Annotated in this window: 12 protein-coding genes; 4 read left to right on the top strand and 8 right to left on the bottom strand. The window is 60.5% G+C overall.

What is annotated here, in order from left to right:
- Positions 1 to 456, top strand: a complete 456-nt coding sequence (locus BK660_RS11930; protein WP_123433458.1) for an Lrp/AsnC family transcriptional regulator — start codon at positions 1 to 3, stop codon at positions 454 to 456.
- A gap of 121 nt (positions 457 to 577) precedes the next feature.
- Here BK660_RS11930 and BK660_RS11920 read toward each other — a convergent pair whose 3' ends face one another.
- From BK660_RS11920 to BK660_RS11910, 3 genes are all read right to left on the bottom strand, one after another.
- Positions 578 to 1,189, bottom strand: a complete 612-nt coding sequence (locus BK660_RS11920) for a 3'-5' exonuclease (RefSeq protein ID WP_123433457.1) — start codon at positions 1,187 to 1,189, stop codon at positions 578 to 580.
- 22 nt (positions 1,190 to 1,211) lie between these two features.
- Positions 1,212 to 1,691 (bottom strand): LabA-like NYN domain-containing protein, encoded by a 480-nt coding sequence (locus BK660_RS11915; protein ID WP_007990686.1) that lies wholly within the window; start codon positions 1,689 to 1,691, stop codon positions 1,212 to 1,214.
- Positions 1,692 to 1,832: 141 nt separating this feature from the next.
- On the bottom strand, positions 1,833 to 2,594 hold the full coding sequence (locus tag BK660_RS11910; protein WP_123433456.1) for a DUF2076 domain-containing protein: 762 nt from the start codon (positions 2,592 to 2,594) through the stop codon (positions 1,833 to 1,835).
- 179 nt (positions 2,595 to 2,773) lie between these two features.
- On the opposite strand from BK660_RS11910, the gene BK660_RS11905 reads away from it, so the two are divergent.
- Positions 2,774 to 3,448: a YciC family protein gene (locus tag BK660_RS11905; RefSeq protein ID WP_123433455.1), complete on the top strand. Its 675-nt coding sequence runs from the start codon at positions 2,774 to 2,776 to the stop codon at positions 3,446 to 3,448.
- A gap of 66 nt (positions 3,449 to 3,514) precedes the next feature.
- Positions 3,515 to 4,591 (top strand): endonuclease/exonuclease/phosphatase family protein, encoded by a 1,077-nt coding sequence (locus BK660_RS11900; RefSeq protein ID WP_123433454.1) that lies wholly within the window; start codon positions 3,515 to 3,517, stop codon positions 4,589 to 4,591.
- 123 nt (positions 4,592 to 4,714) lie between these two features.
- Here the strand turns inward: BK660_RS11900 and BK660_RS11895 are convergent, their stop codons facing one another.
- From BK660_RS11895 to BK660_RS11870, 5 genes are all read right to left on the bottom strand, one after another.
- On the bottom strand, positions 4,715 to 5,551 hold the full coding sequence (locus BK660_RS11895) for an ABC transporter ATP-binding protein (protein ID WP_027924261.1): 837 nt from the start codon (positions 5,549 to 5,551) through the stop codon (positions 4,715 to 4,717).
- Entirely contained in the window at positions 5,539 to 6,342 is an 804-nt protein-coding gene (locus BK660_RS11890) for an ABC transporter permease (RefSeq protein WP_027924262.1), read from the bottom strand. Before BK660_RS11890 ends, BK660_RS11895 begins: the two co-directional genes overlap by 13 nt.
- A 9-nt stretch (positions 6,343 to 6,351) precedes the next feature.
- A complete protein-coding gene (locus BK660_RS11885) occupies positions 6,352 to 7,338 on the bottom strand; it encodes an ABC transporter substrate-binding protein (protein WP_123433453.1) in 987 nt (328 codons plus the stop codon).
- A 395-nt stretch (positions 7,339 to 7,733) separates the two neighbouring features.
- Positions 7,734 to 9,104, bottom strand: a complete 1,371-nt coding sequence (locus BK660_RS11875; protein ID WP_123433451.1) for an aspartate aminotransferase family protein — start codon at positions 9,102 to 9,104, stop codon at positions 7,734 to 7,736.
- A gap of 23 nt (positions 9,105 to 9,127) precedes the next feature.
- Positions 9,128 to 10,618 carry an aldehyde dehydrogenase gene (locus tag BK660_RS11870; RefSeq protein ID WP_123433450.1) on the bottom strand — a complete coding sequence of 497 codons (1,491 nt, stop codon included), beginning with the start codon at positions 10,616 to 10,618 and terminating at the stop codon, positions 9,128 to 9,130.
- Positions 10,619 to 10,843: 225 nt separating this feature from the next.
- Between BK660_RS11870 and BK660_RS11865 the strand changes: the two genes are divergently transcribed.
- On the top strand, positions 10,844 to 11,764 hold the full coding sequence (locus tag BK660_RS11865) for a LysR substrate-binding domain-containing protein (protein ID WP_123433567.1): 921 nt from the start codon (positions 10,844 to 10,846) through the stop codon (positions 11,762 to 11,764).
- Positions 11,765 to 11,940: the final 176 nt, after the last annotated feature.

Raw genomic sequence — 11,940 nt, 5'->3', positions numbered from 1 at the left:
ATGGATAAATACGACCGCATGCTCCTCAGCGCCCTGCTGGAAAACGGTCGTGCGTCCTACGCCGACCTCGCGCGCAAGGTCAACCTGTCCGCCCCGGCCGTGGCCGAACGCGTGGCCAAACTGGAAGCCAATGGCGTGATCACCGGTTACCAGGCGAAAGTCGACATGGCCAAGCTCGGCTTGCCGATCCAGTGCGTGATCGAACTGCGCCTGAACCAGCACGGCAATCAAAAGGCCTACGACGATCTGATAAAAATCCCGCAACTGACCGAATGCCACCGGGTGACCGGCGACCCGTGCGTGATCATGCAAGCGGCAGTGGGCTCGATGCCGGAGCTGGAGGAGTTGATCAACCGGATTGCCAAGTTCGGGTTCAGCAAGACGTCGATTGTGTTGTCGAGCGCGATAGAAAAGCGCGTGCCGTTGGGGCAGCTGGAAGGGAATGGAAAACTCTGATACCACACGTACCTTGTGGGAGCGGGCTTGCTCGCGAAAGCGGTGTATCAGTCGACATCAATGTTGAATGATAAATCGCTTTCGCGAGCAAGCCCGCTCCCACACTCGACCTGTGGTGGTTTCAAAACCCGCGATGGCGCTTGAGGTGTTCGTTGATCTTCGCCGCCGGTACTTTCTGCAAGCCGCACAGCAAATCATGGGACAACTCGCGCAACCCATGCTTGCGCTGCAACTCGCCCATCAAGTGCGTTGTCAGGTTGGCGGCCATCTCGGCGTCAGCCATCGCCCGGTGAGCCTTGCCGGTGTCGGGCAAGTTGGCGAACGTGGTGAGGGTGCCCAGCTTGTGATTCGGTGCGGCTGGCATCAGCCGACGGGCCAACAGCAGCGAGCAGGCAAAGTTCTGCAAGCGCGTGCGTTTGATCCGCCCCAGCTCAAAGTCCCAGAACTTCTGGTCGAACGCCGCATTGTGCGCGAGCAACGGAGTGCAGCCGACGAACTCGTTAACCTCGTTCATCACCTGCTCGGCCGACGGCGCGGTGCGCAGCATGGCGTTGCTGATGCCGGTCAGTTGCTCAATGAAGGCCGGCACGCGTACGCCAGCATTCATCAGGCTTTGGTAACGCTCGACGATGCGCCCCTGTTCAAGGATCACCACGGCAATTTCCGTGGCCCGGCAGCTGCTGCTCGGGGAGATCCCGGTGGTTTCAAAGTCGATGACTGCTATGCGTTCCAAACCTGTTTCAACTCCGTAAAAATCAATTCTTGAGCAACAACGCGCCTTCGATCGGCACATAACGGCTGGCGGCGCGGATCAGCGAGTTGGCCGTCAGGCCCGGCACGCCATAGGCCACCGCTTGCACCCCGTGCTTGCTGATGATGCGTTCCAGCAGCATGTCGAAATCACCGTCACCGGAGGCCAGCACAATTTCGTCGACGTGATCGGCGGCGTCCATGATGTCGAGGGTAATGCCCACGTCCCAGTCGCCCTTGGCCGAACCGTCGCTACGCTGGATGTAGGGTTTGAGCTTCACGGTAAAGCCGAGGTTGCGCAGGATCTGCTGAAACTGCTGTTGTTTGCTGTCGCCACGATCGATCGCGTAGGCATAAGCCTCGACGATCTCGCCCTGTTTGCTGATGTCAGCCCACAACGCGGCGTAGTTGAAGTGGCAACCATAGGCCTGACGCACGGTGTAATAGAGGTTCTGAACATCGGCGAACACTGCGATTTTTTTCACCGCGGGTTTCCTCTTGGCGCACAGGCGCGCAGGCGAGATCAGGCACCTGGCCCGAAAAGTCGCCCAGTATGCCAGCCCGAAGGATTGTTCCGCGAATAATCGGCTATGTGGCGAAGGAGCTTGCTCCCTCGCCACAGGGTGTCAGACGAAGGAATCGTCGTCATCGCCGCCGAAGAATGACGAGCTGTCATCGCTGTAATCAGTGTCGGCAAAACCGCCCTGATCGCTGGAGTTGTCAGCCATGCGCTGGTCATCGCCCCAGCCGCCGTTGGTCTGGTCATTGACCTGAGCCGGCTCTTCCTTGATCACTTCAACCACTTCCGGCTGCTGATTGTGATGGAACAGGCTGCTGATGCCTTGTGCCAGCATCACGCCACCCGCCACACCGGCCGCGGTCTTCAGCGCACCGCCGAGAAAACTGCTGCCCGCCGCCGGAGCTTGCTGTTGCGGGGCGTAGTTTTGTTGTGGCGGCGCGGCACCAAAGTTCTGCTGCGGCGACTGTGAATTGAACGATGGCCGTGCCGGCTCACGCCAGCCGCCCGTGGACGGTGGGGCGCTCTGGGTCGGTGCGGGCTGTGGATCGCGGGCACTGCCACCGAAGATGCTCGACAAAAAGCCACCACCGCTCGGCGCGGGTGCGGCTGTCTGGGCCTTGGCCGCTTGCAGTTCAGTCTGCAATTGCTGCACTTGCCGGGTCAGTTGCTTGTTCTGTTCGTCGAGGCTCTTGATGGCAGCTTCCTGAACCAGGATCGCCTGGGTCATGAAATAGCCGGCCGCAGGCTGGCGAGTCAGGTGTTCCTTGATCCGCGCCTCAGCCAGGGCATCGCGCGGGGCTGAGTCCGTTTCGGCCTGTTGCAGCCGGGAAAACAGTCCATCGATCAGGGTTTGTTCTTCGCTGTTCATGGCGACCTCGTAGATTGCCGGGGAAAATCGTTGTCCTTTTCCAAAGAGGATAAGGTGCTCGACCTTAATGGAGGCTGAAACAAGTTGTTTCAATGAGCTTTACCTAACGTTTACGTTTGCGTTTCCAAGGGTTTCATCGGTTAAAGTGGGCCACTGCTTCCAACCTGCGATACCGACTGATGAATCCGTTCGATGTACTGCGTGACTCCTTGTATTTCTTCAAGCGCAATCTGGGGCAGATCGTGCAGCTGTGCCTGCCGCTGGTGATCTTCGAGGCGCTGCTGCAACAGATTGTCGACCACTCCACCGAGCCGGACAGTTTTCCCGGCGTCAGTGTGATCGTCGGCTTGCTGGTTTATCCGCTGTACACCGCCGCCCTGATCCTGTTCCTCGACGCCCGCAGCCGCGGTGAGTCGCCGCGCAACCGTGATCTGCTGACCCGCTCGGCGTACCTGTGGCCACGCTTCGCCTTGCTCACGGCGCTTAACACCCTGTTGATCCTTCTCGGTCTGTCGCTGTACTTCCTGCCCGGTATCTATCTGATGGTGACCCTGGCCTTCGGCGAATACCTGCTGGTGCTGCGCGGCATGGCGCCGCTGGCGGCCATGAAAGCAAGCCTGCGCCTGACCCGCGGCCATTTCATGCGCATTCTGGTGTGCATCCTGTGCGTGATGGGTCCGCTGTGGGTGCTCAAGGGCGCCACGCTCGCGGTGTACCCGGACCCGCAGAACCCGGTGATTTCCCTGCTGATCGACAGCGCCCACAGCTTCCTGCAACTGTTCACCAGCGTGGTGTTGTTCCGCTTGTTCATGCTGATTGGCGATACGCCCGAGAAGATTGAGGGGCCGCTCTGACCGTGGGCTTCGGCCCCGGTCTCGGTTATGCTCGGGGCCAACTTTTGTAACGCTATAAGCCGAGCCATGACCCGTCTACTGCGCTACACCCTGCTGAGTCTGTTGATCGTGACCGGCGTGATCGCATTGCTGATCTACAACCTGACCTGGCGCCCCGACTCCAAGGAAGTGTTGCCGGTCAGTTGCACGGCTCAAGCGCCCACCCTGGTGCCCGGTCAGGCATTGAAAGTGATGACCTGGAACGTTCAGTACCTGGCGGGTAAACGCTATGTGTTCTGGAACGACCTCGCGCAGGGCACCGATGAAAACCCTACCCCCGAAGACATGGCCTTCAGCCTCGACGAAGTGGCACGGGTGATTCGCGACGAAAACCCCGACATCGTGTTGTTGCAGGAACTCGATGACAACGCCAAGACCAGCGATTACCAGCACCAGTTCAAACTGCTGCAAGAGCGGGTCGCCGACCTGTATCCGTGCAGCGCTTACGCCTTCGACTGGAAGGCCGACTTTGTGCCGGATCCGCACATCTTCGGCAGTGTCGGCCGGCAACTGGCAACGCTCAGCCGCTACCAGATAGAACACGCCGAACGCCTGCAACTACCGGTCGCATCGGCCAACCTGATCAGCCGCCAGTTCAAACCGAAAAACGCCTTGCTGGTGTCTTATCTACCGCTGAACGACGGCGGTCAGATGGCGGTGCTCAACACTCATCTGGACCGCGTCACCCAGCCCGACGAAACGCTGCAAGCCCAAGTGACGGCTGTTGCCAAGGTCCTGGACAAATTCGAAGGCCGTGGCACGCCGTGGTTGATCGGTGGTGATTTCAACCTGTTGCCGCTCGGGCAGTTTCGCCGACTGCCCGAGGAACAACGTACGCCCTACTCGGCCGACAGTGCGCTGCATGTGCTGTGGGACAAGTACCCGATGATCCCGACCAACAACGAAGCCAGCGGCGCCGATCGAGCCCAGTGGCTGACGCATTACCCGAATGATCCGGGCTTGAACGGCCCGGACCGCACGGTTGACTACCTGTTCTACAGCCCGCACATCAAACGGGTCGAGGCGATGGTGAGGCAGGACGATACGTTGCGCATCTCCGACCACTTGCCGGTGATTGCACGGTTCCTGCTACCCGCCAACTGACAAACGCACAACTTGTAGGAGTGAGCCTGCTCGCGATGGCGTAGTGTCAGTCGACATCAATGTAGCTGGAACACCGCAATCGCGAGCAGGCTCACTCCTACAGGGATGGGTGCAGGGCTGGCATCAATGCACCTCTTCCAGATCGTCATGCAATAACCCGAAGATCTTGCGCTTCATATCGATAAACGAGCGCTCCATGACCATGTCCAGCGTCCGTGGGCGTTCGATCGGCACGTCCAGAATCTGCTTGATCCGCCCAGGCCGGGCGCCCATCACGTAGACCCGATCGCCGAGCAAAACCGCCTCGTCGATATCGTGGGTCACGAACAACACGGTCTTCTTGCTGTTGCCCCAGACCCGCAACAACAGCTGCTGCATTTGCAGACGCGTCTGGCTGTCGAGCGCGCCGAAAGGTTCGTCCATCAGCAGGATCTGCGGATCATTGGCCAGCGCGCGGGCAATCGCCACACGCTGCATCATGCCGCCGGACAGCTGCTTGGCGTAGTTGTCGGCAAACCCGCTCAGGCCGACTTCATTGACGTAATAGTCGACGATCTCCTTGCGCTGGGCAGCCGCCATGCCACGACGCTTGAGCCCGAACTCGACGTTCTGGCGCACAGTCAGCCACGGGAACAGCGTGTAGCTCTGGAACACCATGCCGCGGTCCGCACCCGGCCCCTGCACTTGCTGGCCACCGACGTAGATCTCGCCCTCGGTGGGTTCGTTGAGGCCGGCCGTCAGGTACAGCAAACTCGACTTGCCGCACCCCGAGGGCCCGACCAGCACGGCGAATTGTTGGTCCGGCACTTCGAACGACACCTGCTCCAGCGCAGTGAACATGCCGCCGTCAGGTTTCTGATAGCGCAGGCTGACCTTGTCCACTTGCAGCCTTGGAGCGGCTTGCACCGGGGCAGCCGAGGGTGTGACGAAGCGAGGGTTGACGGCGCTTACTGAGCCCATGCGGCGATCCTCAGACGTAGGAAACGGAACAGTTGATCGGTGACCAGGCCCAACAGGCCGATGATCGCGATTGCCAGGAAAATCACATCCACTTGAAAACCACGCATGGCTTTAAGGCTCAAGTAACCGAGGCCACTGGAAGCGGCGACCAGTTCGGCAACCACCAGGTAGGTCCAGGCCCAGCCCATGGTCACGCGCAAGGTGTCGAGCACACCCGGCAACGAGGCCGGGGCGATCACATGCAGCACGGCATCGCGACGGGTCGAGCCCAAGGTGTAGGACGCGTTGATCAAATCCTTGGAGATGCCTTTTGACACGTCCGCGATCATCACCAGTTGCTGGAAGAACACGCCGAAGATGATTACCGAGACCCGTTGTTCCAGGCCGATGCCGATCCACAGAATGAACAGCGGCACGAACGAGGTCACCGGCAGGTAGCGGATGAAATTGACCATCGGCTCAAGGAACGCCTGGACGATTCGGAAGCTGCCCATCAGCAGCCCCAGCGGCACCGCCACCAGCGACGAGACAATGAAACCGACCATCACCACTTCGAGGCTGGCCCACACATGCAGGCCAAGGGTCCCGTCGCGGCCCAGGCGCACGGCGGCTTCGGCCACCGCACCTGGTGTCGGCAGGAACATGCCCGGCACCACGCCGCCATAGGACAATCCCGCCCACAGGCCAATCAACAACACCCAGGCCAGACCGCTCGCGCTCCAGATCACCTGCACCGGCAGGCCGGTCTTGGGCGTGATGCAGCGGCTCAGCCATGAATTGCGCTTGAACATGCAAACCTCCTACAGCGGGGTGACGAAACGGTTGTCGATCAAATCGTCATTGCTGACGTTGTAGGGTTTGCCCTGCAATTCACTGGCGGTTTCATTGGCCAGTTTGATCAGCGGTTCGCTGTCGCCCGGCTTGCCCGGCGAGCCGAGGAGTTTTTCGCTCATGGCCTGATCGTAGAAGCGCACGCCTTGTGCGGCGGCGGCCAGTTCCTTCGGATCGGCGAGGTAACCGCCAACGCCTTTGGCCATGATTTTGTAGGCTTCTTCTGGATGGTCCTTGGTGTACTGGACCGCTTTGTACAGACCGGCGACCAAGGCCTTGACGTCTTCCGGCTGCTTTTCGATGACGGTGCAGTTGAGCGCGACCACATCGACAATCACGCCCGGCGTGCTGCTGCTGTCGATCAGCACCTTGCCCTGTTTCTTGTCACGCACCATCGACAGGTGCGGCTCCCACGTCACGGCGGCCGGCACGCGACCGGCGATGAACGCCGTGGCAGCGTCGTCAGCTGTCATGTTCTGCACGGTGATGTCGCTCATGGTCATGCCGTGTTTCTTCAGCAAATACGACAACCAGAACTGCGAGGTCGACCCTTCGTTCACTGCCACCGCTTTGCCTTTGAGCTCCTGCAGACTCTTGACGTCCTTGCCCACCAGCACGCCGTCGCCGCCATGGCTGTCATCCAGCGCGGCCACAGCCTTGAAGCAGAATTGCGGACGGTATTTCAGCACTTCGTCGATGGTCGACGCCGAGCCTGACAACTCGCCCGAGGCCTGGGCGGCCATGTACATCGACGCCTCTTCGACGACGGGCAATTCGACGGTCAAGCCGTTTTCCTTGAAGTAGCCCAGGTCCTGAGCCAGGTAGAGGGTGCCGTAGCCGACCCAGGTGGTGTGACCGATAGAGAGGGTGCCGGCCTGGGCGCTGGTGGCGACCGTGGCGGCGATGGCGGTGATCGCCAATGGATGAGCGACGCGGGTTAGCAAGGACTTGATCATGGAGCACTCCCAAAGCTGTTGATTTAGTTTTGATGGGCAGTACGGCCAGCGGCCCTGAAATCGGCTGTCACCTCAGATCTCTGATGGACCTTGCGGCGGGCAGCATCGGGCTGACTGGCGAAGTCGATGTTGGCCCAGTGCGGGGAGAAGGAAAATTAGGAAATATGTCGAGGCGAATGATGAAAAAGCTGTGTAGCGCGCACTGGAAAAGGGCGGTGTGGGCGGAGGTGCCCGAGGTGGGTGCAAAAGGTGAGAGGTACGGTGAATCGACTACCGCATTCGCGAGCAAGCCCGCTCCCACATTAGATCGGTGTCGTACACAAACTCTGTGACCGACAGAGATCAAATGTGGGAGCGGGCTTGCTCGCGAAGAGGCCCGCAAGTGCGCTACAAGATTAGAGCCGGCCGTATTCCTGCGCCGTACGATCGACCGCTTTCAGGGTCTTGCCCACCAGCTCATCAATCTCTTCACGACTGGCAATCAACGCCGGCGCCATGATCATCCGCCCCAGCGTCGAGCGAATAATCACTCCCTCTTCAAAGCCAATCGTGCGGCAACGCCAGGCAATGTCGTTCTCGTTGGCAAAGCGTTTGCGGCTGGTCTTGTCCTCGGCCAGTTGCAGCGCCGCGACCATACCAACCCCCTGAATATCGCCCACCAACGGGTGATTGCCGAACACCTCGCGCAAGCACTGTTGCAGGTACGGGCCGATGTCATCCTTGACCCGCATCACCACCCTTTCATCACGCAACGCCTTTAGGTTGGCAATCGCCACCGCCGCCGCGACCGGGTGCCCGGAATACGTCAGGCCATGGGCAAACACCCCGCCCTGCTCCACCAGCACGGTAGCCATTTTCTTCGACAGGATCAGCCCGCCCATCGGGATGTAACCGGAGGTCAAACCCTTGGCAATCGACAGCGTGTCCGGCTCGAAACCGAAATACTCGTGGGCGAACCATTCGCCAGTGCGACCGAAGCCGCCGATCACTTCATCAGCGCACAGCAGCACGTCGTACTTGCGGCAGATGCGCTGGATTTCCGGCCAGTAACTCTCTGGCGGAAAGATCATCCCGCCCGCGCCCTGGAACGGTTCGGCAATGAAGCCGGCGACCTTGTCCGCGCCCAGTTCGAGAATCTTCGCTTCCAGTTGCTGCGCTGCCCGCAGGCCGAATTCCGCCGGGGTCAGGTTACCTTCGTGAGCGAAAAAGTACGGCTCGTCGATGTGCTCGATGTCCGGAATCATGCCGCCCATTTCGTGCATGAACTTCATACCGCCGAGCGCCGTCGCGGCCAGGGTCGAGCCGTGATAACCGTTCCAGCGACCGATCATGATTTTCTTCTCGGGCTTGCCGAGGATCGTCCAGTAACGGCGCACGGTGCGGATCAGCACCTCGTTGGCTTCAGAGCCGGAGTTAGTGTAGATCGCGTGGCTGTAGTGCCCTGGCAGCAGGCTGAACAGCAGCTCCGACAGCTCGATCACCTGCGGGTGAGTGGTGTGGAAAAACATGTTGTAGTACGGCAGCTGCTCCAGTTGCCGGGTCGCTGCCGCCGCCAGATCCTTGCGTCCGTAACCGAGGTTAGTGCACCACAGCCCGGACATGCCATCGAGGTAGCGCCGACCGTCGTTGTCCCACAGGTGCAGGCGTTCGCCACGAACCATCACCCGGGGGCCTTCGTCGTTGAGTGCCTTTTGATCGACGAATGCGTGGATGTGATGCGCAGCGTCGGCGGCCTGGTAGTCGCGGGTTTCACGTGGTGTGGTCATCGCCAGTTCTCCGTTTCTTGTTGTTAGCGCAATTGAAACCAGGTGGTCTTCAACTGGGTGTATTTATCGAATGAATGCAGCGACAAGTCACGACCGAAACCGGACTGTTTGCCGCCGCCGAAAGGCACGGTCACGTCGAGTGCATCGACGCTGTTGACCGAGACCGTACCCGCTCGCAATTGCCGCGCCACACGGTGGGCGCGATTGAGGTCATCGGTCCACAGCGAAGCCGCCAGACCGTAGACGCTGTCGTTGGCCAGTTGCAAGGCGTGGGCCTCGTCATCGAATGCGGTAACCGCGAGCACCGGGCCGAAGACTTCGTCGCGAAACAGCGGCATCTCCGGGGTCACGCCGGTGAAAATTGTCGGCTGGATGAAGTTGTCAGAGCCGTTGAAGATCGACTGTCGGCCACCGCACACTTTTGTCGCGCCCTGGCGTTCGGCTTGCTGGATGAACTTCATGATGCGCGCGGTCTGGCGGCTGTCGACAATCGCCCCGGCACTGCTCGACGGGTCCAGTGGATCGCCCGGCAACCAGCGTTCGGCGTGCGCCATGAGGCGTTCGACAAACTCGTCGTGGATCGAGCGCTGCACCAGCAATCGCGAGTTGGCCGAGCAGACTTCGCCCTGATTGAAGAAGATCCCGAACGCGGCTTTTTCAGCGGCCAGATCGAGGTCCTGACAGTCGGCGAACACCAGGTTCGCGCTCTTGCCGCCACACTCCAGCCACACCTGCTTGAGGTTCGACTGCGCAGAATACTGCATGAAGTATTTGCCGACTTCGGTAGAGCCGGTGAACACCAGGCAATCGACATCCGGGTGCAAACCGAGGGCTTTGCCGGTCTGCTCGCCGAGGCCCGGCAGCACGTTCAATACGCCTGCCGGCAGGCCGGCTTCCAACGCCAGTTCGGCCAGGCGCAGGGCGGAAAAGGGTGATTGCTCGGCGGGTTTCAGAATCACCGAGTTGCCGGCGGCCAGGGCCGGTGCGAGTTTCCACGCGGCCATGTCCAGCGGGAAGTTCCACGGCACCACGGCCGCGACCACGCCGAGGGCTTCACGGGTGATGGTCGCCAGTACGTTCTGCGCGCTGGGGGCGATCTGGTCGTAGAGTTTGTCGAGGCTTTCGGCGTACCAGCGAAACACCCCGGCCGCACCCGGCACGTCGATGTTGTAGGCATCCATTACCGGTTTGCCCATGTTCAGCGAATCGAGCAGTGCCAGTTCTTCGCGGTGGTTCATGATCAGGTCTGCCAGGCGCAGCAGCACCTGTTTGCGCTCACCTGGCGAACGTGCCGACCAGGTGCCGGCTTCAAATACCTGCCGCGCATTGCTGACGGCAGCGTTGACCTCTTCATCGCCACACGCAGTCACGTTGGCCAGGCAGTGCCCGGTGGCCGGGTTGATCGCGGCGAACGTCTGGCCGGACTGCGCCGAACGGCGTTTACCGTCGATCACGGCCTGGTCGGGAAACTGCAGCGCTGCGGCTTTGTTTTGCCAATATGCAAGCTCGAACACGTTCAGATGCTCCAGGGGCTTTTCTTGTGATTGGATGGTGGCCCAGCCCCGTGTCCACGAAAAATAGTAAAAATGTTTTCGCAGACCATGAAAAAACTGGGCAGCCAACCTCCCCCGTGGCGCGGTATGTGGTTATTGTTCAAGCACAACAACACCGTCGTCAGAACGGACGCAGTCGGCGCGAATATTGCCTGGATGCCTGGATCATCCACCCCGAGGTTTGCCGTGGCTGCCTACAACTTGCGTCAACTGAAATACTTCATCACCACCGTCGAATGCGGCAGCGTCGCCGAGGCCTCGCGCAAGCTGTACATCGCCCAGCCGGCGATCTCAACGGCGATCAAAGGCCTGGAAGACAGCTTCGGCGTGCAACTGCTGATCCGTCATCACGCCCAAGGGGTGTCCTTGACGCCGAGCGGTGCGCGCTTCTACCGCAAGGCCCAGGAACTGCTGCGCATGGCCAAGGAGTTCGAACAGAACGCCCTGGCCGATAACGACGTGGTCGCCGGGCAGATCGACATCGGCTGTTTTGAAACCGTCGCTCCGCTGTACTTGCCGCAACTGATTGCCGGGTTCTCGGCGCTGTATCCGGGGGTGAAAATCCGCATTCGCGACGGCGAACAGCAAGAGTTGGTGCAAGGCCTGACGTCGGGCACCTTCGACCTGGCGATCCTGTACGAACATGACCTCGACGCCACCATCCAGACCGAGCCGCTGATGCCGGCGCAGCGACCTTATGCGTTGCTGCCGGCGGACCATCGCTTTGCCCAGCTCAAACAAGTGTCGCTGCGTGACCTGTGCCTGGAGCCGATGATTCTGCTGGACGTGCAACCGAGCCGGACGTACTTCGTCAGCCTGTTCGAGGAATTGAACCTGTCGCCGAATATCGCTTTCAGCTCACCGTCGATCGAGATGGTCCGGGGCATGGTCGGGCAAGGGTTCGGCTTTTCGATCCTGGTCACGCGACCGCACTCGGAGTGCACCTATGACGGGCAGAAAGTGGTGTGCGTGGACATCGTCGAAGACGTCACTGGATCAGGGCTGGTGGCGGCGTGGCTCAAGCGCGGGCAGTTGACCAAACCGGCGCAGTTGTTTGCGGATTATTGTCGGGAGCAGCTCACCGCGAAGGCCGGCGCCCGGCCTTAAGGAAAGTCTAAAGCCAAGTGAGTTCCCTGTGGCGAGGGGGCTTGTCGGAACGCCGCATCGCCCCGTTCGACTGCGCAGCAGTCGTAGAACCTTTGCATGCGGTGTACCTGACACACCTCTGTTGCAGGCATTGGGGCGGCTACGCCACCGAACGGGGCGATGCGGCGTTCCGACAA

It is taken from the genome of Pseudomonas brassicacearum (genome assembly GCF_003732265.1).
Lineage (GTDB): Bacteria > Pseudomonadota > Gammaproteobacteria > Pseudomonadales > Pseudomonadaceae > Aquipseudomonas > Aquipseudomonas brassicacearum_D.
The sequence above is the reverse complement of the archived record's forward strand: the minus strand, read 5'-3'. Positions and strand labels throughout refer to the sequence as shown.

What these genes read in the sequence shown, in the direction of transcription:
- BK660_RS11930 (WP_123433458.1), top strand. Translation starts at nt 1, where the DNA reads ATGGATAAATACGACCGCATGCTCCTCAGCGCCCTGCTGGAAAACGGT.
- BK660_RS11910 (WP_123433456.1), bottom strand. Translation starts at nt 2,594, where the DNA reads ATGAACAGCGAAGAACAAACCCTGATCGATGGACTGTTTTCCCGGCTG.
- BK660_RS11905 (WP_123433455.1), top strand. Translation starts at nt 2,774, where the DNA reads ATGAATCCGTTCGATGTACTGCGTGACTCCTTGTATTTCTTCAAGCGC.
- BK660_RS11900 (WP_123433454.1), top strand. Translation starts at nt 3,515, where the DNA reads ATGACCCGTCTACTGCGCTACACCCTGCTGAGTCTGTTGATCGTGACC.
- BK660_RS11895 (WP_027924261.1), bottom strand. Translation starts at nt 5,551, where the DNA reads ATGGGCTCAGTAAGCGCCGTCAACCCTCGCTTCGTCACACCCTCGGCT.
- BK660_RS11890 (WP_027924262.1), bottom strand. Translation starts at nt 6,342, where the DNA reads ATGTTCAAGCGCAATTCATGGCTGAGCCGCTGCATCACGCCCAAGACC.
- BK660_RS11885 (WP_123433453.1), bottom strand. Translation starts at nt 7,338, where the DNA reads ATGATCAAGTCCTTGCTAACCCGCGTCGCTCATCCATTGGCGATCACC.
- BK660_RS11875 (WP_123433451.1), bottom strand. Translation starts at nt 9,104, where the DNA reads ATGACCACACCACGTGAAACCCGCGACTACCAGGCCGCCGACGCTGCG.